This is a genomic window from Rhodoglobus aureus (assembly GCF_039527955.1).
GTDB classification, from domain to species: domain Bacteria; phylum Actinomycetota; class Actinomycetes; order Actinomycetales; family Microbacteriaceae; genus Rhodoglobus; species Rhodoglobus aureus.
The window spans coordinates 318696-339869 of the sequence record NZ_BAAAKW010000017.1 but is presented as its reverse complement, the minus strand read 5'-3'; the positions used below and the strand labels follow the sequence as shown (position 1 = coordinate 339869).

24 protein-coding genes and 4 pseudogenes are annotated in these 21174 nt (G+C 61.2%); 14 read left to right on the top strand and 14 right to left on the bottom strand.

Annotation, left to right across the window (positions count from 1 at the left end; genetic code table 11):
• Nucleotides 1-134 precede the first annotated feature (134 nt).
• The gene (gene purF / locus ABD112_RS05230) at nt 135-1592 is read left to right on the top strand and encodes an amidophosphoribosyltransferase (RefSeq protein WP_343923806.1); all 1458 of its coding nucleotides are present in this window, start codon (nt 135-137) and stop codon (nt 1590-1592) included.
• An 18-nt stretch (nt 1593-1610) separates the two neighbouring features.
• On the opposite strand, the gene ABD112_RS05225 is transcribed toward purF, so the two are convergent.
• Both ABD112_RS05225 and ABD112_RS05220 read right to left on the bottom strand, forming a co-directional pair.
• Nucleotides 1611-2009, bottom strand: a complete 399-nt coding sequence (locus ABD112_RS05225; RefSeq protein ID WP_343923805.1) for a hypothetical protein — start codon at nt 2007-2009, stop codon at nt 1611-1613.
• Complete coding sequence (locus tag ABD112_RS05220; protein ID WP_343923803.1) at nt 2006-2377, bottom strand: sterol carrier family protein; 372 nt, start codon at nt 2375-2377, stop codon at nt 2006-2008. Before ABD112_RS05220 ends, ABD112_RS05225 begins: the two co-directional genes overlap by 4 nt.
• A gap of 47 nt (nt 2378-2424) precedes the next feature.
• On the opposite strand from ABD112_RS05220, the gene purD reads away from it, so the two are divergent.
• Together purD and ABD112_RS05210 are read left to right on the top strand one after the other, a co-directional pair.
• Nucleotides 2425-3675: a phosphoribosylamine--glycine ligase gene (gene purD, locus ABD112_RS05215; RefSeq protein WP_343923801.1), complete on the top strand. Its 1251-nt coding sequence runs from the start codon at nt 2425-2427 to the stop codon at nt 3673-3675.
• Nucleotides 3672-4547 (top strand): phosphoribosylaminoimidazolesuccinocarboxamide synthase, encoded by an 876-nt coding sequence (locus ABD112_RS05210; protein WP_343923799.1) that lies wholly within the window; start codon nt 3672-3674, stop codon nt 4545-4547. Before purD ends, ABD112_RS05210 begins: the two co-directional genes overlap by 4 nt.
• A 243-nt stretch (nt 4548-4790) precedes the next feature.
• Here the strand turns inward: ABD112_RS05210 and ABD112_RS05205 are convergent, their stop codons facing one another.
• Both ABD112_RS05205 and ABD112_RS05200 read right to left on the bottom strand, forming a co-directional pair.
• Nucleotides 4791-5114 carry a type II toxin-antitoxin system PemK/MazF family toxin gene (locus ABD112_RS05205; RefSeq protein WP_343923797.1) on the bottom strand — a complete coding sequence of 108 codons (324 nt, stop codon included), beginning with the start codon at nt 5112-5114 and terminating at the stop codon, nt 4791-4793.
• Nucleotides 5111-5407 carry a hypothetical protein gene (locus ABD112_RS05200; RefSeq protein WP_343923795.1) on the bottom strand — a complete coding sequence of 99 codons (297 nt, stop codon included), beginning with the start codon at nt 5405-5407 and terminating at the stop codon, nt 5111-5113. The genes ABD112_RS05205 and ABD112_RS05200 overlap by 4 nt, the downstream gene beginning before the upstream one ends.
• Nucleotides 5408-5501: 94 nt before the next feature.
• Between ABD112_RS05200 and ABD112_RS05195 the strand changes: the two genes are divergently transcribed.
• The 3 genes from ABD112_RS05195 to ABD112_RS05185 are packed head-to-tail and all read left to right on the top strand — an operon-like array spanning nt 5502 to nt 7068.
• Nucleotides 5502-5726 carry a hypothetical protein gene (locus tag ABD112_RS05195; protein ID WP_343923793.1) on the top strand — a complete coding sequence of 75 codons (225 nt, stop codon included), beginning with the start codon at nt 5502-5504 and terminating at the stop codon, nt 5724-5726.
• A gap of 53 nt (nt 5727-5779) precedes the next feature.
• Nucleotides 5780-6706, top strand: a complete 927-nt coding sequence (locus ABD112_RS05190; protein ID WP_343923791.1) for a hypothetical protein — start codon at nt 5780-5782, stop codon at nt 6704-6706.
• On the top strand, nt 6703-7068 hold the full coding sequence (locus ABD112_RS05185; protein WP_343923790.1) for a GntR family transcriptional regulator: 366 nt from the start codon (nt 6703-6705) through the stop codon (nt 7066-7068). Before ABD112_RS05190 ends, ABD112_RS05185 begins: the two co-directional genes overlap by 4 nt.
• A gap of 224 nt (nt 7069-7292) precedes the next feature.
• Here the strand turns inward: ABD112_RS05185 and ABD112_RS14595 are convergent.
• Nucleotides 7293-7595 (bottom strand): annotated as a pseudogene (locus ABD112_RS14595) (oxidoreductase); the annotation flags it as partial.
• 49 nt (nt 7596-7644) lie between these two features.
• Between ABD112_RS14595 and ABD112_RS05175 the strand changes: the two are divergent.
• Nucleotides 7645-7999 (top strand): annotated as a pseudogene (locus ABD112_RS05175) (phosphoribosylaminoimidazolesuccinocarboxamide synthase); the annotation flags it as partial.
• A 121-nt stretch (nt 8000-8120) separates the two neighbouring features.
• Here ABD112_RS05175 and ABD112_RS05170 read toward each other — a convergent pair.
• The 3 genes and pseudogenes from ABD112_RS05170 to ABD112_RS05160 form a co-directional block, all read right to left on the bottom strand.
• Nucleotides 8121-9392, bottom strand: coding sequence for a type II toxin-antitoxin system HipA family toxin (locus tag ABD112_RS05170; RefSeq protein WP_343923788.1), 1272 nt, complete (start codon nt 9390-9392; stop codon nt 8121-8123).
• On the bottom strand, nt 9392-9682 hold the full coding sequence (locus ABD112_RS05165; protein ID WP_343923786.1) for a helix-turn-helix domain-containing protein: 291 nt from the start codon (nt 9680-9682) through the stop codon (nt 9392-9394). Before ABD112_RS05165 ends, ABD112_RS05170 begins: the two co-directional genes overlap by 1 nt.
• A gap of 277 nt (nt 9683-9959) precedes the next feature.
• A pseudogene (locus ABD112_RS05160) lies at nt 9960-10445 on the bottom strand (ArsR/SmtB family transcription factor); the annotation flags it as partial.
• Nucleotides 10446-10511: 66 nt separating this feature from the next.
• Here ABD112_RS05160 and ABD112_RS05155 point away from each other — a divergent pair.
• Nucleotides 10512-11099: pseudogene (locus ABD112_RS05155) on the top strand (MFS transporter); the annotation flags it as partial.
• A 332-nt stretch (nt 11100-11431) separates the two neighbouring features.
• Here ABD112_RS05155 and ABD112_RS05150 read toward each other — a convergent pair.
• Nucleotides 11432-11656, bottom strand: coding sequence for a hypothetical protein (locus ABD112_RS05150; protein WP_343923784.1), 225 nt, complete (start codon nt 11654-11656; stop codon nt 11432-11434).
• A gap of 128 nt (nt 11657-11784) precedes the next feature.
• On the opposite strand from ABD112_RS05150, the gene ABD112_RS05145 reads away from it, so the two are divergent.
• Both ABD112_RS05145 and ABD112_RS05140 read left to right on the top strand, forming a co-directional pair.
• The gene (locus tag ABD112_RS05145) at nt 11785-12108 is read left to right on the top strand and encodes a 4a-hydroxytetrahydrobiopterin dehydratase (RefSeq protein ID WP_343923782.1); all 324 of its coding nucleotides are present in this window, start codon (nt 11785-11787) and stop codon (nt 12106-12108) included.
• Between the two features lie 97 nt (nt 12109-12205).
• Entirely contained in the window at nt 12206-13069 is an 864-nt protein-coding gene (locus ABD112_RS05140) for a VOC family protein (RefSeq protein ID WP_343923780.1), read from the top strand.
• 7 nt (nt 13070-13076) lie between these two features.
• Here the strand turns inward: ABD112_RS05140 and ABD112_RS05135 are convergent, their stop codons facing one another.
• Complete coding sequence (locus tag ABD112_RS05135; protein WP_343923779.1) at nt 13077-14486, bottom strand: NAD(P)/FAD-dependent oxidoreductase; 1410 nt, start codon at nt 14484-14486, stop codon at nt 13077-13079.
• Nucleotides 14487-14525: 39 nt separating this feature from the next.
• On the bottom strand, nt 14526-15536 hold the full coding sequence (locus ABD112_RS05130) for a serine hydrolase domain-containing protein (RefSeq protein ID WP_343923778.1): 1011 nt from the start codon (nt 15534-15536) through the stop codon (nt 14526-14528).
• 137 nt (nt 15537-15673) lie between these two features.
• On the opposite strand from ABD112_RS05130, the gene ABD112_RS05125 reads away from it, so the two are divergent.
• Nucleotides 15674-16231, top strand: a complete 558-nt coding sequence (locus ABD112_RS05125) for a YceI family protein (RefSeq protein ID WP_343923777.1) — start codon at nt 15674-15676, stop codon at nt 16229-16231.
• Here the strand turns inward: ABD112_RS05125 and ABD112_RS05120 are convergent.
• On the bottom strand, nt 16197-17456 hold the full coding sequence (locus ABD112_RS05120; protein ID WP_343923775.1) for an MFS transporter: 1260 nt from the start codon (nt 17454-17456) through the stop codon (nt 16197-16199). The two genes, ABD112_RS05125 and ABD112_RS05120, sit on opposite strands and share 35 nt — an antisense overlap.
• Nucleotides 17457-17524: 68 nt before the next feature.
• Here ABD112_RS05120 and purS point away from each other — a divergent pair, with 68 nt between their 5' ends.
• From purS to ABD112_RS05105, 3 genes are read left to right on the top strand one after another with little or no spacing between them, the layout of a single operon-like run.
• Nucleotides 17525-17797: a phosphoribosylformylglycinamidine synthase subunit PurS gene (gene purS, locus ABD112_RS05115; protein ID WP_343923773.1), complete on the top strand. Its 273-nt coding sequence runs from the start codon at nt 17525-17527 to the stop codon at nt 17795-17797.
• Nucleotides 17797-18495 carry a phosphoribosylformylglycinamidine synthase subunit PurQ gene (gene purQ, locus ABD112_RS05110; protein WP_343923771.1) on the top strand — a complete coding sequence of 233 codons (699 nt, stop codon included), beginning with the start codon at nt 17797-17799 and terminating at the stop codon, nt 18493-18495. The genes purS and purQ overlap by 1 nt, the downstream gene beginning before the upstream one ends.
• Before the next feature lie 19 nt (nt 18496-18514).
• The gene (locus ABD112_RS05105; RefSeq protein ID WP_343923827.1) at nt 18515-18979 is read left to right on the top strand and encodes a DUF3817 domain-containing protein; all 465 of its coding nucleotides are present in this window, start codon (nt 18515-18517) and stop codon (nt 18977-18979) included.
• A gap of 33 nt (nt 18980-19012) precedes the next feature.
• Here the strand turns inward: ABD112_RS05105 and ABD112_RS05100 are convergent, their stop codons facing one another.
• Complete coding sequence (locus ABD112_RS05100) at nt 19013-19855, bottom strand: CPBP family glutamic-type intramembrane protease (RefSeq protein ID WP_343923769.1); 843 nt, start codon at nt 19853-19855, stop codon at nt 19013-19015.
• Between the two features lie 11 nt (nt 19856-19866).
• Nucleotides 19867-21108: a mechanosensitive ion channel family protein gene (locus ABD112_RS05095; protein ID WP_343923767.1), complete on the bottom strand. Its 1242-nt coding sequence runs from the start codon at nt 21106-21108 to the stop codon at nt 19867-19869.
• Nucleotides 21109-21174: the final 66 nt, after the last annotated feature.

Below are 21174 nucleotides of genomic sequence, written 5' to 3'. Positions count from 1 at the left end.
AAGCGTACCGGTCAGCGCCTTTCCGCACGCCGCAGCGCCTCTCCACCCGCAGCAGCAGCGGGGCTGGATGTGAGAAGCTAGACCGTACTCACACCGGGTACGCGCTCTTCGACCTCAGGGAGCCACGCGAAAGCATGTGCGGCATTGTCGGTATCGTCTCTTCTCAACCCGTCAACCAGCAGGTCTACGACGCACTGCTGCTCTTGCAGCACCGCGGTCAAGACTCCACAGGAATCGCGACTGCCGACGGCAGCACCCTGCATTTGCAGAAGGCCAACGGCCAAGTTCGTGAGGCATATCGCACTCGCGACATGCGCAACCTCGTCGGCACCTCGGGACTCGGCCATGTGCGCTACGCCACCAAGGGCAACGCTTTCAATGAGAACGAAGCCCAGCCGTTCTATGTGAACGCGCCCTACGGCATCATCCTCGTTCACAACGGCAATCTCACGAACACGCAGCAGCTCACCGACGAACTGTTCCGCATCGACCGCCGTCACCTGAACACCACGAGCGATACTGAACTGCTCGTCAACGTGTTGGCCAACGAACTTCAAGAGCAAGTGTCGGGCCTCGACCTCGACCCCGAGCAGGTCTTCACGGCCATCTCGCGGGTACACGACCGCGTTGAGGGCTCCTATGCCGCGATCGCACTGATCGCCGGCCACGGCTTGCTCGCCTTCCGCGACCCCTACGGCATCCGTCCCCTCGTCTTGGGCCGCCGCCAGACCGGTCTCGTCGGCAACGAGTGGATCGTGGCATCCGAATCGCTCGTGCTCGAAAGTGCTGGTTACGAACTCGTTCGGGATGTCGCGCCCGGCGAAGCGATCTTCATTACGCCCGACGGAGAGATGTTCTCCAAGCAGTGCGCCAAGGCCCCAGTTCTGATTCCGTGTTCGTTTGAATACGTTTACCTTGCTCGCCCCGACTCGATCATGAACGGCATCTCCGTTTATGAAGCTCGCCTGCGTTTGGGCAACAAGTTGGCCGACACTATCGCCAAGTACACCCCCATGGGCGATATCGACGTCGTCATGCCGATTCCTGACTCCGCGCGGCCCGCAGCGATGCAGGTCGCCCAGAAGCTCGGCGTCGAATACCGCGAAGGTTTCTACAAGAACCGCTATGTTGGTCGCACCTTCATCATGCCCGGCCAGGCCGAGCGCAAAAAGAGTGTCAAGCAGAAGCTCAACGCGATGGGCACCGAGTTCAAGGGCAAGAACATCCTGATTGTGGATGACTCCATCGTGCGCGGCACCACCTCAAAAGAGATTGTGCAGATGGCTCGCGAAGCCGGCGCCAACAAGGTCACGTTTACCTCGGCAGCACCGCCCGTGCGCTTCCCGCACGTCTACGGAATCAACATGCCGACGCGTGCCGAACTCGTCGGTCACGGTCGCAAGATTCCCGAAATTGCCATGGAGTTGGGCGCCGACGCACTCATCTACCAAGAGGTCGCAGATATGCAGGCCGCGATAATTGAAGGCTCCAGCGTTAAGTCACTCGAAATGAGTTGCTTCACGGGTGACTACATTTCGGGCAACATCACGCCCGAGTACCTCGACTGGCTTGAGAAAAGCCAACTGAGCTAGAACGGTTGGGGTCGAGCCCTATTCGAGTGTGCCTTCGTACGATTCTGGTTCGACAGTTTCGTGTTCGACGGTCGCTGCGCGTGCACGACGAATCGACACCTGGTCGAAAGTGAGTGCAATGAGCGCGCCAACGGCAACGCCAGCGGGAATCCCGAACAGGCTGAAATAGCCGAAGAGTGCGCCGAAGCCTACAACGGGGTCGACGGGGAATGACATCGTGAGGATAAACGTCACGATGGCGCCGATGCCTCCCCCGATAATCAGGAACGGGCCAAACTTGGGCGCACGGCGGATTCGTGCGTCGCCGGACTCCACCGAACTAGTGAGCGTGGGCTCACGAATCTCAGCCGCCTCAACGTGTTGCTCAGGCTGCTGCGGTTCGGATGCCGCTGGCTCGTGTTCTGGCGTAGTGCTCACGGAACTATTCTCTCCCACACCAGTGGCAAGTATTCGCTGAGGTCGGCGCGCGAACCCGACGCACTGACATCACCGGAGTCGAGAGCCTCGGCCCACTGGCGTGTTCCGGTTGCTAGCGCGATCCAAGTTTCGGCATCCATCTCAACAACATTGGGTGGTGTGCCACGAGTGTGATTGGGGCCTTCGATTGCTTGCACGGCGCCGTGCGGCGGAACCCGCACTTCTACCGAATTGCCTTCGGCGTCTCGCCCAAGAACCTGCAACAAATAGCGCACTGCGGTGGCGGTCGAATCGCGATCGGCTCTGCCGTCCTTCACCATTCGGATGCTCGCTTCGCCAGCAATTGCGGCAATCTTCAGCTGTGCCATGACTTAACGCTAGCAACGAACTCTGAACGCTTGGCTAGGCTGGGGTCGTGCGAATTCTTGTTCTTGGTTCCGGTGCCCGCGAGCACGCAATTGTGACGTCCCTTCTCAGCGAGGAAGAGGCCCACGAAATTACGGCAGCGCCCGGCAATGCCGGTATTGCGTCAGTCGTTGAGACGGTGGCTCTCGACCCCACGCGGGGAAGCGTTGTCACCGAATACGCGCTCGACAATGACATTGAGCTGGTCATCATCGGCCCAGAGGCTCCCCTTGTTGCGGGAGTTGCTGACGATCTGCGCCGCCGTGGCATCGCCGTGTTTGGTCCCGGCAAGGCAGCCGCGGCCCTTGAGGGCAGCAAGACGTTCGCGAAACGCATCATGGATGCCGCCAACGTGCCCACCGGTCGTGCCTCCCGCGTCGGATCGCTCGACGAAGCCCTTGAGGCTCTCGATGAGTTCGGTGCCCCTTACGTGGTGAAGGCTGATGGTCTCGCCGCCGGCAAGGGTGTTCTTGTTACCGGCGATCGCAACGCAGCCGTTGATCACGCGACCTATTGGCTCGGCCAGGGCAGCGTGCTCATCGAGGAATACCTCGCGGGCGAAGAGGTCTCCCTCTTCTTGCTCAGCGACGGCCACAATGTCGTTCCGCTTTCACCTGCTCAGGACTACAAGCTGGCGTACGACGGCGACAACGGCCCAAACACCGGCGGCATGGGCGCCTATTCACCTCTCCCGTGGCTCCCTGAGAACTTTGTTGACGAAGTGATCGACACCATCGCGATCCCCACGATCCGTCAGCTCGCTGAGGAGCAAACACCCTTCATCGGACTGCTCTACTGCGGGCTCATTGTCACGAAGGAAGGCATCCGCGTCATCGAGTTCAATGCCCGCTTCGGTGACCCCGAAACCCAGGTCGTTTTGCCGCGCCTCGTAACTCCGCTCAGCTCACTTCTCTATGCGGCAGCCACCGGCGGTCTCCCCGACCACGCCACTCCCGTCTTCTCTGACGAGGTCGCTGTCACTGTCGTGCTTGCCAGCGAAGGCTACCCCGAGAACCCCAAAATCGGTCGCCCGATTACTGGTTTGGATGCCGCCCTCGCCGTTCCCGGAATCACCATCGCCCATGCGGCCACCGCCAAAAAGGGTGACGAGTTTGTGGCCACCGGTGGACGCGTGCTGAGCGTTGTTGCGACGGGCAAGACTTTTGCGGTCGCCCGCGAGCGCGCCTACGAAGCACTCGGGCACATCACGCTTGAGGGCAGCCACTTCCGCACCGATATCGCGCTTCGCGTCGCCGAGTGAGCGACGCTGTGAACGGTTGGCAGAAAACCTATTCCGGCAAAGTCCGCGATCTGTATGTGCGCGACGACGAGCCAGAGCTTGTGCTCATGGTCGCCAGTGATCGGGTTAGTGCGTTTGACCACGTGCTGGAGCCGGGCATCCCGAGCAAGGGTGCGCTGCTGACGCAGTTGAGCAAGTGGTGGTTCGCGCAGTTGCCTGATGTTCCGAATCATTTGGCGGATGCTGGCTCAGGTTCGATTTCCAGCGTCGAGGCACCGGCAGAGCTCGCCGACCGGTCGATGGTGGTGAAGCGCCTCAGCATGTATCACGTGGAGTGCGTCGTACGCGGCTACCTCTCGGGCAGCGGCTGGCTGGAGTACCAGGAGTCACAGAGTGTTTGCGGCGTTGCGCTTCCTGCTGGCCTGACCGACGGCGATCGTCTGCCGGAACCGATTTACACTCCCGCGTGGAAAGCGCCAATGGGCGAGCATGACGAAAACATCAGCTTTGAGCGCACCGTCGAGCTCGTCGGCACCAAGGCCGCTGTTGCACTGCGGGATGCTTCGCTCGACATTTTTGCGCGGGCGTCAGCCATCGCGGAGACCCGTGGCGTGATTCTCGCAGACACCAAGTTCGAGTTCGGCGCTGACCCGGAGACCGGTGCTCTTGTTCTCGCTGACGAAGTTCTTACGAGCGATTCGAGCCGCTACTGGGATGCCGAACTCTATGCCGCTGGTGGCCCCGGCCGCCTGGCAAGCTTCGATAAGCAGATCGTGCGCAACTGGCTCGTTGCTAACTGGACCATGCAAGGAACGCCGCCCGCACTTCCCCCCGAGATCGTCGAGCAGACTGCTGCCCGCTATCGCGAACTCATTGAGCGCCTGACCGCGTAGTGCGGAAGACAAAGGTCATCCCTTTGGCACGCGATCAGAGAGCCCATCGGTCGAACCCCGTGTCTCGCAACTAACGATGAACACCGCCGTTCGGGCATTCGCTTGCGACACAGAGCGGTCGTAGAATGCCGCGCCCGAGTACCGAAGACCACAGAGCAGCCCGGTGTGCAAAGTGACCCGCTCTCGGACCGGTGCTCTGGAGCAAGCTTTGCTTGAACCATGGCGCGGGTGTGCGTGCACCAACTAGCCCAAGCCCAAAGCCGCTGCGAGACCTGCGTCGACTAGACGCATCGTTGCCGGAGAAAAGGCCCCCAACAACGACCGCACGTCGTCTTCCCATATGTCTTCGATGTCATCGCACAAGACGCGACCGCTGACAGGCTCGCCGAATGGCACTCGCACAATCGACGCAAGCTCCGGTTTGTCGCTGGTCGTAATACGAGCCACCAAAGCGGTTCCGAGGCTCCGATTGCGACCGTTGTTCGACACGACGACGTAGTACTTTTCTGCGGTCATTCCAGGAAGCGTCGCGGCATAGATCTGACCACGCAGAAAGTTCGTAGTCACTCGGCTCGACGCCGAGACGCTGCCGCTCTGCGCTGCGTCCGATAGTTCGTGTATTCCTCGTCGTTAGCAAGTTCACGGTAAGCAGCTAGTTCAATTGCCTCTCGGACCCGCGCCAGCCCCGCTTCAAAGACTGCGTGGACGAGTTCTGCTTCCGAAGCTTGTTCACTCACTCGTCCAGGGAGAGCACTCAGGTGCTGGGCAGACCCGCGAATCAGTTCAAGGGCTCTGATGTCTTGCGCAGACAGGGGCAGCGAAAGCCGCTTGGGGGCGGGCAACAGTACTTCAGCGGTCATGCATCAATTATGCATCACTTTTGATGCAGTTTCCACTGCTTTCGGAATGAATCAGGAAACAGCTTGCTGATGCCCGTTCTTACTGACGAGGATGGTGCGGGAGGCGCTAATTGAGGCATCCCCCGCCGACATTGCGGTGGGAGGTACCGCCGATCCCGCGTGGCTCCCCGAAGAGATCGTGGCAACAGCAGCGAACGTGATTTCCGTTCCACACGCGAACCATTCCTTGACGATTTCCGGAGATTGGCGAGCGTCGCATGATGCTCAGCGCTCAGTGTTCGAGCGCATCGCTACGCACCTTGATGTACCACAGGCATGATACGTTGAATGTACTCCACGACTAGTACATTTGAATCTCAGGGGGAAGCATCAATGCCTTATCTCGTCATACTCATCTGGTTCGGTTTTCGCACCGTACTTATTGGGTTAGCAATTGGGCTGATCTGGTGGCTTGTTCGGGGGCGCAAAGACAGACTGCCGGTAGGCGCGGTCGCCTTCATCACTCTGACGGCAGTGGGTCTGGCGTTGGCGTGCATAGTCTTTCTGAGCGCCGCTATCGGGTTTCCGGTGCTGCAGCCACCGCTGTCTGATCAGATTCCACAGTGGGTACTGGAGGCGCGCATCACCTGGTCGCTCGCCATAGGAATCGGTGCCGCAGCCATTCTCGATTTCCCTCTCCACGCTCACACCCCACGCGGGCAAGCAACCCTGACCCAACGAACACCCTTCAGTTTCGGCCACCGTTGGTGGTTCGCCGGCGCCACAACCATCATTGGCACCACCGTCACCGTTACCGTACTGGCAGGATTGGCTTCCGAGCCCGACGAAGAAGGACTATGGCGATCCTTCACCATCGATGCCGGCACCGAGATATCCTTCGGCACCGGCATCTACGGCTGGTACTACTCTCTGCCTTCTTTGGCTCTACTAGCCGTCCTCATCGCGGTCACGATGGTCGCGCTCTGGCTGATCGCCCGGCCCGCCATCAGCACTGACCAAGTCAACGATGTTCGGATGCGCCAGCTCAGAACCCGCAACATTCTTGCCGTCACATCCGGGGCGCTCCTGATACACCTCGGCGCAATATTTACCTCGCTGGCTGCGACAGCATCCCTGCATGGCGGGGCCGCCATTGGCGAAAGCGGATGGGGCACGTGGAACACCCCCTTTGCTGCGATACAATCAGCGCTCACCATCGGCGGCTTAGCCATCACTGCTCTGGGATATGCGCTCTGGTTCGGCGCGCTACTCTCCGCGCTGCCCTCCCGCCGCGCTGCCTCCGCCACGGTCCGGTCATGATGATCACCCTGGCGGGATCAGTACCCGCCGCAGACCAAATTCGTGATCAGATCCGTGGACTCATCGCCGCAGGAAATCTGGCGGCGGGCGAGCGAATACCATCGGTGCGGCAACTCGCGAAAGACCTTGGTGTTGCCCCCGGAACTGTGGCAAAAGCATACAAAACTTTGGAATCCGAGGGGCACCTGCGCACCCACACCGGAGGCGGAACCCGCGTGAGCGCAACAGCATCCGCCACACCGCAAGCCGTGGCAGAAGCATCTCGCATCCTTGCAGACACCAGCATCCGCGCCGAGATTGACCTCGAAGAAACGATCCGTGTGCTGCGCGCAATTTGGGCATCCCAACAAGAAGACACATGATCTCCGTTTATTGCGCAGCCTCGCCGAACACGCCACCACGGGTGGCGACCTCCGGCGCAGTGGCCTCCCACAGCCCGGTTGATGCGCCCTCGGCTGCGGTCTTGAACAAGCGGGTTCAGGTTGCCGTCTTCATCAATCCACTTGGGCGTGAGCAGGACTTCCTTGGGCATGTTGCGCTGCAAGTCTGTCATTATCCCACCGCGGTGCACCGAGAACGCGTGGATGCCGCGGGCAGCAACCCGAGCATCCAGAGCAACAGCGAACAGGGCATCCGCTGTCTTCGACTGCCCATAAGCAAGCCACAGGTCGTACGCCGTGGACTCGAAGTTGATGTCGTCGAATCGCACCAGGGAGAGCCGGTGGCCGGTCGACGAGTACGACACGATGCGCGCGCCCTCGCGCTGCAGCGATTCGAGGCTGGCGACGAGAGCAAAGTGCCCCAGGTGGTTGGTGCCGAAATGGATCTCCCCGCCCTGAGGCGTGTGCTGCTCGGGGGCGGCCATCACGCCAGCGGCGTTGATCATGATGTCGACGCGAGTGCCTGCCTCGCGCAGGCTGGCCGTGAACGCGGCAACGGAGGTTGCGGTTGCACTGCGGGATGCTTCTCTCGACGTTTTTGCGCGCGCCTCGGCGATCGCGGAGACTCGTGGCGTGATCTTGGCGGATACGAAGTTTGAGTTTGGCGGGGATCCCGAGACGGGCGAGCTCGTTCTCGCCGATGAGGTGCTCACGAGCGATTCGAGCCGCCACTGGGATGCTGAGTTGTACGCCGCGGGCGGCCCGCCACTTGGCAAGCTTCGATAAACAGATCGTTCGCAATTGGCTCTCCGCCCACTGGGACAAGCAGGGCATCCCGCCGGAGCTTCCTGCCGAAATCATCGAGCAGACCGCTGCGCGCTATCGCGAGCTGATTGAGCGCCTGACCACGTAGACATCAGCAGTCGGCGTGCACGCCAAGCGTTTTCGTAACCGAATCGGAGCAGAAAGCACCGCTACTGGTTTCGTCGCCGAAGCCAGTAGCGGCACAGAGTTCATCGTTGCTGCCGTTGCGGTCAGCGAAGCTGGGCTTGGGCGACCGCAACTCGCCTCTGAAGGGCGATGCGCAGTTCCGCAGCGAACTGCGCATCGATGGCGAGGACATCCGACGCGGTGCACAGGTTATCGATCTCGTCGGGCGCGCGGGCCGCGAGGGCGCGGACAGCCTCCACGAACTCCGCTCCGTCGAGGCCGACAGCAAAGGCCTGCGCATGCCACGCATTTACGTCGATATCCACAAGGCGGTAGCTCCCGTTGACCGCCTGCGCGCTGCGAGCGGTGTCCGGTGTGAAGCGGTCGTATGGGGTGATCGTCGCAATGTCATAGAGCGGCGCAAGCACGGCGGTCGACCCTCTCAAGAGCAGGGAATAGTTCTTTGCGTGCGCGTCGGGAGCCCCGATAATCCAATTGAAAGCAACGGCCAGCAGGAAGCGGCGGGCTGTGGCATCGGCGCGATCTTTAGGTTGCTCACGCCGGAACACACTGACGATCTCGCTGATTCCCGGCCCGCCGTCGTCCTGATATTTCTGTGACGGTGAAACGCTGAGGGCTTGGCACAGGTCTTCCTGATGCAGGCGCTCGATGCCCGCCGGGGTCACTCGTCGGTCGTAGCGCTCAACGACGATCGCGTGGCTGCCGTCGAAGGATCGAATGTGAGTACCCGCTGCTGGCAGCCCTAGCTGACGGGCGAGTTCCATACAGACGTGCTCGTTAAGAGCTTGCTCTCGGAACTTCGGGATTCCCGGCTTGAAGATGTGGGTCGTCGGAGTACTTCCGAGTGCACGACCCCACCCACAATCGGCCTCTACTAGGGCGAATTTTGCTTGTGCACCAGCCAGGCTGAACCGGCCGTCGGTGTCAGTGAAAGTCCAGGCGTTCGGGTCGGCGTTCAGCGCTCGCAGTTGCGCGCCGATAGCGGCATCATCGACACGCTGGGTTTCTTGGAATGTGTCCGGTTGTTCTCCCTCGGGAAGGAACTGCACAGCACCGGCGCAGTCTCGGCCATAGTGCTGCAGAAGCGAGAACGGATTGTGTTCATCCGCCTGCGGACTCGCCAGAACAGCCCACCTCTGTAAGGTTTCCGGGTTGTCGGGAAGGAGCCCCCAGAGGAACGGATCCACCACATTCGGGGCAAATACCCCTGACCTCAACGGTAAGGAGAGTGACAGTGGCGTTGCGCCCTGGGTCGACAGGTAGGCGCGGTCGTATTCGAAGCTGGAGGCGCGCACGTTGCACTCGAGGGTACCGGCGCGCTGTGCTCCCATGAACACCGCAAGCGTCCTAGCCATCAGCCGACGTCCTTTGTGTTGGATGCACCGTTGTCACCGGCGAAGGACTGCACATAGTTTTCGAGTTCGTCGGCGGGCGCTGCGTGATCAACGCGCAGCTCTAGGTCGAGCTGGAATAGGGTGCGAAGCAGGAGCTCAATTTCTGCTCGAACCTTCCCCTTCTCCACCTTGACGATCCACTGTCGGGCGACGCCAACTCGTTCGGCCAACTCCTGTTGGGTGTAGCCAAGTTCTCGGCGCCGGTCGCGAATCGTTCGTCCGAGGTCTTCTGAGGTTGTCAGGATCGTCATGGCTCACTGCCTTCCGCTCGATGCAATGTACGCGAAACACAACATTAGCACCGGTGTACGCGAAATACGCCATTTGTACGAATGTACGCGGGATGTTCGTCAGGCGGCCGCCTCGGAGGACACTGGCAGGTTCGCCAGTCGCCATTCCAGCATCCCCTCGTGCAGCCGGGTTGCCCCGGTAGCCGTTCCGACGCAGCACGCCGATGGTCTCGTAGGCGAGCACGCAGTACGCGCCGCGGCAGTAGGCGACAATCTCGCGGTCGAGCGGCAACTCGCTGAGTTTACCGCTGAGTTCCTCGAGCGGGATGGAGAGGGCTCCGGGGATGTGCGCGGCCTGGTACTCCTGCCGCGGCCGGACATCCAGCACAGCGACGGTCCCCGCCGTGGCGCGGGCGAGAAGTTCCTCCCGCATGATCTCCTCCCGCGCGTCCTCGCCTGAGCTCGATTCATCGAGTCCGAGGTAGGCGATGCGCTTCGATTCAACATCTAACAGGTGGGTCTGGGCGACGGCGCGAACCAGGCTGTAGAGCCGGGCGACGTCATCCCCGGCGAGTTGGTAATGAATTCGCGTGCCCTCCCGGCGGGTGGTAACCAGACCGGCGTGTTTGAGGGTTTGGAGGTGGGCGGATGCGGTGGTCAGGCCCAGGCCTGCCGCGTTCGCCAGCGATTCCACCGTGCGTTCGCCTTGTGCGAGCAGGTCGATCAGCTCAAGGCGTTTGCCGCTGCCCAGCGCCTTGCCAACGCGTGCGAACTGCTCAAACACTGCAGACAAACGAAAGAGCACGGACCGGGCATCATCCTGGGCCTGCGGCAGAACTTTCCCCAGTTCATGCTGCTCGTCGCGATCAACGCCCTAGTCGGCGGCACCCTCGGCCAGGAACGCACGGTGTTGCCGCTGCTGGCGGACGAGGTCTTCCACCTTGACCGGTACACGGGCGCGTTAACCTTCATCCTCGCCTTCGGCCTCGCCAAGGCCGGCACCAATTACTTGACCGGCACTCTTTCCGACCGCTACGGCCGGAAACCCGTTCTGATCGCGGGCTGGCTGATCGCCATACCCGTTCCGCTTCTGCTGATCCTGGGCCCAACCTGGGGCTCGATCGTCGCCGCCAACATGATCCTCGGGATCAGCCAAGGGCTGACCTGGTCGACCACCGTGGTCATGAAAATGGACCTCGTCGGCCCGAGCCGGCGCGGCCTGGCCATGGGCTTCAACGAGGCGGCCGGCTACCTCGGCGTCGCCGCTACGGCTCTGGCCACCGGGTACATCGCTGCGGGATACGGGCTGCGTCCGGGCCCGTTCCCGCTCGGCGCCGCCTTCATCGCTCTGGGCCTCGGTCTTTCGGTGATTTTCGTGCGCGAAACGCACCATCACGCCAAAGTTGAGGCCGCCAACCACGTGTCCGCGCACGCCCACTGGCCCGGCCTAAGGGGCACAAAGAGCGAACGATGTATCCGCACTCACAAAACTCCGTGACTGTCGCGGCGGCGCACAACGATCACTAACGGACCGGCGTGCGCGCGGGTAGGTTGGAGCGAAAGCTCTGAGTGCTTCGCAGGGCTGCCATATCGTTTTCGGGAGTGCAAGTGTCGTTGGGCCGGTCGTTCACTGTGCTGTGGAGTACAAACGCCCTTTCGAACCTCTCCGATGGCCTCGCTTTCGTCACGATGCCATTGTTGGCCGCCACACTCACCGATGATCCCAGGTGGGTTGCGGGTCTGGCCACCGTGTATGCACTCGTGCGTCTCCTAGTTGCCCTGCCCATCGGGGTGTATGTCGATCGCCTTGACCGCCGTTCGCTGATCATTGCAGCGTGCGATGGCTTGCGGTCGAGGCGGGTGGTAGGCGAGTCGTTCCATTTTCTCCAGGGTTACCCTGGGGCAAGCAGACTGAAGCACCACCAACGCGCAGACGCTCGACTGCGCTTCGCGCAGCTCTGTGCCCGCAGTAACAGACAAGTCAACCTCAGCCATCGTTCATATTCTTGCTACACACAAGCGAGCGCTGCGGAAGAAGTGCATGCTCATCGGCTGGTGATGGCCGATTGACTTCACGCGGCATCCCACGCAGGGTTAACGCATTCCGACGATTGGAGAACCCTATGGCCGAGCGCATCTCTCCCCAGCAATTTCAGTCATCCGGTGGTGTGGAGGATTGGAGGGCGCACATCGACGGCGCTAAGGCTTACTTCGCGACCGGCTCATTCGCCAAGGGAATCGAGCTAATCGACGTCATCGGGCGCCTTGCCGACGCAGCGAACCATCATCCGGACGTCGACCTGCGCTATCCCAGTGTGATGGTGAGCCTTTTCACGCATGACATCGACGACATCAGCGACCTCGATGTGGCTCTGGCTAGGCAGATCTCGATCGCGGCTCGGGATCTCGGCATCGAGGCCGACCCTTCTCAGATCCCCACCTCGTAGCTCCTGATAATCGAGCGCAGTGGGGCATGAACTCCACCCGGAAGCCGCTACTTAGCGTCAGCGGAATACTGCCCGCAGCGGAGAGGTTGTACCGGCCATGACCGATCCGCTCGCCGCCGACACCGCCATGGGCGCGGTAACGCTCAGCGTTGCCAACCTTGACGCGCTCACTGCGTACTATCGGGATGCTGTTGCGCTGACAGTGCTGTCGGAGTCGTCAGACACGGTCGTCCTCGGTCGCGGCACGACGCCGGTCGTCATCCTCAAGCACTCGCCCGCCCTCAAGCACGCGAGCCCACGCGATGCCGGGCTCTTCCACACGGCCATCCTCTTCGATACCGAAGAAGCGCTCGCAGCATCCGTCTACTCCGTTGCCACGCGCTACCCGAAAGCGTTCACGGGCAGCGCTGATCACCTCGTCAGCAAAGCCTTCTACTTCACCGACCCCGAAGGAAACGGCGTAGAGCTGTACTGGGATCGTGACCGCACCGAGTGGAGCTGGACCCACGGCACTGTCGAAATGAGCACCCTCTACCTCGACCCCAACAAGTTCCTGCACGAGAACCTCACCGAGCGTGCCATCGATCAGCCCCTCATCGGTGGCGCCCGCGTTGGACACGTTCACCTTCAGGTCGGCGATGTTGCGACCGCCCGCGACTTCTACGTGAACCAGCTCGGCTTCGAAGCGACCACAGAAATTCCCGGCAGCGCCGTCTTCGTGAGTGCCGGCGGATACCACCACCACATGGCGATGAACACCTGGAACTCTAGCGGCGCAGGCCCACGGCTGCCAGCACTCGGCCTCGCCCAAGTCGATATTTCGGTACCGACAGCCGACGACCTGGGTGAACTTGGCGAACGGATGACGCACCACGGCATCCAGCTACGAAACGATGGCGACTCCCTCAGTTTCGGTGACCCGTGGGCCAACCAAATCCGGGTAACGACAGCCGCGAGTTAGCAGCTCTCTAACGGCCAGCGACCTTGTTGGCAAAGCGGGCGATCTTGCTCGTGTGCTCTAGGTTGAGCGCATTTTCGCGTCGGTCTGCTTCGCGGTAGAGGGTATACATGGCCTGCACGCCGAGCCACCGGAACGGTTCTGGCTCCCAGGGGCGAACGCGGCGTCCCACCCAGGGCAGTCGGGTGAGATCGGTGTCACGGCGCAGCACTAGATCTGCGAGCGTGCGTCCGGCGAGGTTGGTGGTTGTCAATCCGCTGCCGACGTAACCGCCGGCGGTTCCCAGGCCAGTTTCTTGATCAAGGTCGACCGTGGCACACCAATCGCGAGGGACGCCGAGAACGCCGCACCACGCTTGCGCGATGGGAACTCCAGTTGCAGCGGGAAACATGTCGCGCAGCAGGGTGGTGAGTGCGTTGATCGTCCAGTCCTGTGTTTCGCCGTTCTCATCTGTACGCGACCCAAAACGATAAGGGATACCGCGACCACCGAGCGCGATGCGGTTGTCGGCTGTGCGCTGCGCATACATGTAGGCGTGCGCAGCATCGCCAAGCACTTCCGCGCCAGACCAACCAATCTGCCCCATCACAGAGTCCGGCAGCGGCTCAGTAATAATCATCGAAGAATTCATCGGCAGCCATCCACGACGCTGCCCCTTGATGCCGGCGGTGAAGCCTTCAAGGCACCGCAACACAATGGGGGCCTTGACCACCCCGCGGTCTGTTCGCGCCAGTCTGGGCTCGATCGCTTCAACCGTGGTCTGTTCATAGATGACGACCCCCAACCGCTCCACCGCCGCGGCGAGCCCCTGCACGAGTTTCGCGGGTTGCACCCGAGCGCAATCGGGGCTGAATAGCCCCGCCTGCGCTCCCTCGACAACGATCCGGTTATTGAGCTCGGATGACGTCAGGGAAACTAAGCCCTCTTCCGTTGCGCCCCAATATTTCTCATACTCGATGGTTTCCTGAAGGCGCTCCACTTGAGCTCGGTTGCGCGCCACGTGGAGCAGTCCGTCCTTAACGATGTCGGCTTCGATACCTTCAGCCTCGGCGACCGCGATGACCTCGTCGACCGCCCCTCGCATCGCAGCCAACAGATCAACCACACCCTCATGACCATGCGACTTCGCGTAAAGCGCGCGGGATCCGGCAAGCTCCGCAGAAAGCCAGCCACCATTTCGACCGGATGCACCGAAACCGGCGAACTCGCGCTCAAGGATCACAATTCGAAGGTCAGGTTGCGCCCGTTTGAGGTAGAAGGCAGCCCACAGGCCGGTGAAACCCGCCCCGACAATGCACACGTCAGCGTCCCGGTCGCCGGGCAGGGGTGCCCGATATTTCGGCAGTTCAGTGCTGGTGTACCAATATGAGACGCCACCATTGGGCACACCGCTATTACCGTGTGCGGTGGGGGCCTTCATCGTGTTCGCCATGAACTGACCTCATTTCTCTAGCGTGCTTTAGCCGCCGAGGCGTTCGTCAAGTTCGCGGATGACCGGCCACGCGCATTCTTCAGAGTTGGAGAGCACCACAATGTCGAGACCACTTTCGAGGTAGTGACGTACGATTCCGGATGCTCCGGGCCCAACACCATCGGCGAAGTAGCTGCGCACGCTGCCGTCTTCGTTCATGTCGAACTCGAGCCCGAAGCCGTACCAGGTCTCTTCGTCGTACTGCACCTGCGGGGTGAGGAACTCTTCCGTGTACTCGGCGTTGAGTAGCTCACCGTTGCGAAGTGCTTGGATAAAGCGAACGAGTTCAGCGGCGGTGACGTGGGCTCCGCTGTCGGGCAGACCAATGGGCGGGGCGCTATAGATATTGGAAACCCAGCGACCGTCAATAAAGTCCCAGCCTTCAGCAACCCGCGGTGCGGCATCCCGACGGTCATAAAAACCAGAATCGATCATGCCTGCGGGTTCAAATACTTCGTCGAAAATGTATTGGCGGTACTTCTCTTCGGTGACTTTCTCGAGCGCGAGGCCCGCAAGAACATAACCAGCGTTGCTGTAGACGCACTCAACACCGGGCGCGGCGACCGATTCCTTGTTGATGAACGTCTGCAATTGATCGGCCGGTTGCATGATCGTGTAACTGGGGAACTCTGCCCACAATTCGGCGTAGCTTTCGCCCTCTTCCTCATCCACATCGTCGGCAATGCCACTCGTGTGGGTAAGAACGTGCAGCAACGTCACGGCCGGGTCGATCTCCGACTCCGCCAGATCGACATAGTGATGAATGGAGGTCTCGAGGTCGAGTTCGCCCTTCGACACCTGCTGCAGCACGGCAACGCTCGTGAATAACTTAGTAATGGAGCTCGAATCAAAGCGGGTATCTGCCGTGTTTGGCACATCCCAACGCTGACTTGCCTTGCCCATAACTGCCTCAAAGATCGTTGCGTTTCCGCGCTTGATCAAAACGGTGCCAGAGAAGTCGTTTTGCTCAAGAAATTCGTCGAGCTCGGAGGTGTCCATAGTGCGAGCCTACCGACTGTCACTGACCAATAGCAGAGCAGATACCTCGGCCTGTTTAGGCGATCACCCAAACACGCTCAGAGCGAACACCCCCGCATTTTGGAATAACCACCGGCTCCGGGCAGTTTTTAGCAAGCATGACTACTTCTCTTGACACCCACACCAACTTCATTGCCGGCACCTGGGACATCGATGCCATGCACTCGACCGTCTCATTCACGGTGAAGCACCTCATGATCAGCAAGGTCCGTGGCACGTTCGACGGCTTCAGCGGCACCATCGTCACCTCGGAGAACCCCGCCGAGAACAAGGTCAACGCCACAATCGACATGGCCACCATCAACACCAACCAGGCTGACCGCGACGGTCACCTGCGCAACAACGACTTCTTCAACGTGGAGGAATTCCCCACTGCGACCTTCACATCCACTGCCGTCGCCATCGATGGCGACAACCTGACGATCGACGGTGAGCTCACGCTCCGCGGCGTAACCAAGCCCGTCACCCTGAAGGGTGAATTTGGCGGCATCGCCACCGACGGCTACGGCCAGACCAAAGCTGCCGCGAGCGCTAGCACCATCATCAACCGCACCGACTTCGGCATCAACTACAACGCCGCGCTCGAGACCGGTGGCGTTCTCCTCGGTGAAAACATCAGCCTCACGTTCGACCTGCAGGCTGCACTCCAGAAGTAGCATCTAGCGGCTCTGGTGGTCTGGCGGGTTTGATCCGCCACACCATCAGTGCCGCGGCAGCAACGACGAGCACCAGGACGCCGGCACCCCAGGCGAGTCCGGCGTAGCCGACGACCAGCAGAATGGGCCCAGCGAAGCCTCCTCCGACCGCACCGGCGAGGCTCATGATCGTGTCGCTTCGACCCTGAATGCGCAGTCGCATGGCGCCAGTGGAGAGGTCGGCGACGAGTGCTGAGCCGGCAACCGTTGAGGCGCTCCAGCCCAGCCCAAGCAACACGAGCCCCACCGTGACGGCAGAGTTGCTCAGCTGACCAAGCGCCACCACCAGCACCGCTGCCGCAAAGAACACTTGGCCTAGCAGAATGGTCGGGATGCGGCCATAACGGTCACTCGCCCAACCGAAAACGGGTGACAACGAATACATTCCGGCGATGTGCAGGCTGATAGTGAAGCCAACGATCGTGAGACTGGCTCCCTGCTGGACCAGATGCACGGGCGTCATTGCCATGATCGAGACCATCACGGCATGGCTGATCGCGATTGCGGCAATCGCGAAAATCAGTGGGCCTCGACCACGGACTATTCCGGCATCCGCAGCAGCTGCAGGCTCGACAGGCTTGTTGCCAGCGAGCACGAGCGGATCGGGTCGCAGAGCAACAAGGTAAAGCACCATTGCGGCCAGCTGGGCCGCAATCGCAAAGACAAACGAGCCCGTGTTGGTGGGCAGTGATAGCCACTGCGCGACCGCCTCGCCCGGGCCAATGAGGTTGGGGCCAGCAACGGCACCGATGGTTGTCGACCAGACCACGAGCGACAGGTCACGCCCTCGATGTTCGGGAGCTGCAACATCCGTCGCCGCAAATCGCGCCTGAAGGCCGACCGCAGTGCCAACGCCGAGCATCGCAAAGCCAAGAATCAGCAGGGGGAAGAACGCGACCCCAATAGCCAGCACGGTGATGAGCGAGCCACCAGCCGCAACACCAGCGCCGAGCGCGAGTGCCGGGCGTCGCCCCCACCGCTGCGCAAGCCGAGCAAGAGGAATCGACACCATCGCTGCACCGAGCGTGCTGGATGTCGCTGCCGCACCCGAGAGCGCTTCACCGCCCAGATCGGCGGCAAGAATCGCTCCAACCGCAACCGTTGCTCCCAGCCCGAGCCCCGCAAGCACTTGCCCCGCAACAAGTGTTTTGACGATGCGGGATTGCACTGCGCGGTCGATGTCCATGGCTACAGTCTGGTGCACCCTCCGCTAGACTGTTGCCATCCACCCGCGCGAAATCATGGAGTGATTCGGTGCCAATAATCGTCGTCGAGGTAATGCCTAAGGCTGAAATCCTCGATCCTCAGGGCAAAGCTGTAGCCGGTGCCCTCGTCCGTCTCGGCAAGAGCGAGTTCACTTCGGTGCGCATCGGTAAGCGTTTTGAGCTCACCGTTGAGGGCCCCATCACTGATGAGCTGCTAGCTGAGGCGCGTGAGATCGCGAACGATCTTCTCGCCAACACGGTGATCGAAGATGTCATTTACGTCGGCGAGGCTCGCTCCGCCGACGATACTCAGGGCGCATAGTGCGCGTCGGAGTCATCACGTTTCCGGGTTCGCTCGATGATCGCGACGCTCAACGTGCAGTCAAGTTGGGTGGCGGTGAGCCGGTAGCTCTCTGGCACGGCGACCACGACCTCAAGAACGTTGACGCAATCGTGTTGCCCGGTGGCTTCAGCTACGGCGACTACCTGCGCGCCGGCGCAATAGCCGCCCACTCGCCCATCATGAGCGAGGTTATTGCTGCCGCCAACGGCGGTATGCCAGTTCTGGGAATTTGCAACGGCTTCCAAATTTTGGTCGAGTCACACCTTCTCCCCGGCGGTCTCGTGCGCAACGATCACGGTGACTTTGTGTGCCGCGATCAGAAGCTGCGCGTCGAGAACACGTCCACGGCGTGGAGCAATGGCTTCAAAGAAGACGAAGAGATCATCATCCCGTTGAAGAACGGTGAGGGCGGCTACATCGCCGACCAGGCGACACTCGATCGTCTTGAGGGCGAAGGCCAGGTTGTGTTCCGCTACCTCGAGGTCAACCCCAACGGTTCAGCGAATGACATTGCCGGCATCTCGAATGCGCGCGGCAACGTTGTTGGTTTGATGCCTCATCCCGAGCACGCCACCGAGGCTGGCTTTGGTCCTGACACTCGTGCAGCAATGCGTTCGGGCACCGACGGTCTCACGTTCTTCACGAGCGCGATCAGCTCGTTGATGGCCAACGCTTAGTGTTGATGGTTGACGCATGATGTTTGCGACTCCCAAGTCACTTTTCCGGGTTCTCGCTTTCGCTGAAGCGGTCACCTGGACTCTGCTGATCACTGGCCTCATCTTGCGCGCCACTGTGGGGTTGGATGTCGCGGTGTCGATCGGCGGGGCAATCCACGGTTTCGTCTTCCTCGCGTACGGTGCCACCGCCGTGTTGTTGACGGTGAACCAGCGTTGGAGCGTCGGCACCGCCATCCTCACCATCGGCAGCGCAGTCATTCCCTATGCGACGATCCCGGTTGAGTTGTGGCTTGCCCGCACTGGCCGTCTTGATGGCCCGTGGCGCACTGAAGCCAGCGACCACCCCCGCGATGCTGGCTGGGTCGACCGCACCATGCGGTGGTTCCTGAAACACCCGTACATTCTTGTGCTGCTGATTGCCGCGGCCGTTGTGCTGCTCTACGTTGTGCTCATCACCGCGGGCCCTCCCGGCGGTCGCGAGTAGCCAGCGCCGCACACGCCAGGCACCAGCGAACCGCTACAGCAGGAAGAACGGGATTACTCCCGGGTTTCGCGCGTGCACGATCACCAAGAACACCACCGCATCAAACAGTAGGTGCACGCTCAACACGTAGACGAGCGACTTGGTGGTGGAGTAGATCCAGCCCTGCAGCAGGGCGAACGGAATCGTGAGCAGTGGACCCCACGACTGGTAGCCGAGTTCCCACAGGAACGACACAAAGATCACCATCTGCAGCAGGTTCGCCTGCCACACCGGGAAGTGCCGCCGGAAGAGTACGAACACGGTGAGGATGAAGAACAGTTCATCCCAGGTGCCCACCGCGTTGACTCCAACGAAGAGTCGACCAATCTCGTCGGGGGCCGTCACCGCAGGCCAGTTGAGATACACCCCACTGGTGATGAAGTAGAACGGCAGGATGAGCCAGCCGAGGAAGAGCACGAGAAACAGGTAACCCCACTGAACACGGTTCCACGGCCATCCGCCCCGCCACGGAAATCGGATGAGGCGATCCTTGAACACAAAGCGTGACAGTGCGTAGGGCACGGCAACGGCCGCGGCCAGCACGAAACCGAGCAAGAAGAAGTTGCCCCAGCTGATGTCGGCGGCCACCGAAATGGTGGAGACGATGACCATGCCGGTGGCAATGAGGAACAGGTCTTTCGCGAGGCCATCGGTGAGCTTGCGACTGTCGGTGAACCAGGCTGCGGCGAGCGCCAGTGCCACCACGACATAGCCGAGCAGCGGCATCCGCAGGGAGAACAGGAGAACCGCTGACCCGCTCAATAGCGCTGCGGGAACAAGGCCCCAACTTCGTGAGCTGAGGGGAATTGCGGGTGCAGCGCTATCGAGTGCGGGCATCGTTGTGGTTCCTAGTCGGTGGAAGTGCGCTTGGCGGTAGAGGCCTGCGCCTCGTCGGCATCGGTTTCTTCTGGGCCAACCAGGTTCTCGGGAACGTTGTCCTGAAGGGGAATCGCCCCCGTGAATTCTTGGCGCCGCGCTTCTGCTTCAGCGCTGCCGCTGAACAGCCCGCGCTCCTGAGGATCAATGGAGGCACGACCGCGCGGCCGGGTTTCGTTCTCCACCATGAGCACGCGAGTGCGGGGCAGGGCTGCGGGGTTCTTCTGCTGCAACCAGCCGACCATCTCTTCGCGAACGAGGGTGCGGAGATCCCACTGCGCGCCAGAGTCTGCGGCGCTGATCAGTACGCGCACGCGTACGAAGCCACCGGTGGCATCTACGACTTGGATGTTGGCGGTGCGGCCGTCCCACAGGTCGGAGTCGGCAACGATCTTTTTGAGCTGCGCGCGCATCTGATCGATATTGACGTGCCAGTCGAGATCGAAGTTGATCTCGCCAAGAAGCTCGGTGGCGTTGCGGGTCCAGTTCTGGAATGGCGTGGTCGTGAAGTAGGTGGAAGGCAGCACGAGGCGGCGCTGATCCCAGATGCTCACAACAATGTAGGTGAGGGTGATTTCTTCAATGCGGCCCCACTCACCATCGGCGATCACCACGTCGTCGACTCGAATGGCATCGCTGAAGGCGAGTTGCATTCCGGCGAACACGTTGGCGAGGGCTGACTGTGCGGCGATACCGGCGACAACGCTGATGAGGCCGGCCGACGCAAGAACGCTTGCTCCGAGGACTTCGGCTCCGGGGAGCGTTAAGAGGATTGCGCCAATAGTGACGATCACGACGACGGCGGTGAGCACGCGGCGCAGCACTTGAACCTGGGTGCGCACTCGGCGCGCAACCCGGTTGTCTGGAACATCGAGAGGATAGCGAACGAGCACGCGGCCGAGAAGCAGGTTCATGACAGACACCAACAGCCAACCGCCGGCTGCGATGACAGCGACCTTGAACACGTTGTTGAGGATGTCGAGAATGTTCTGGTCGACAATCGGGATCGTTGCGGTGATCGCAATCCACACAGCGACAACCGCCATGAGCACTCTGAGTCGCTGGCGAACCGGCGCCAAGGTTTCAAACACTCCGGGCCTACGGCGTGCGATCCCCCGCACAATAAGCGAGACCGCCCCCACAACGATCACGACGGCAATAAGTGCAATCACGACGGCGACGATGAGCCCCAGCCACGATTTCCATTCGAACACTCGAGAGATTTCCTTTCATTCGCGTCACACCAGCCTACGGGCACTCACCATGGTGCCGCCCGTCGT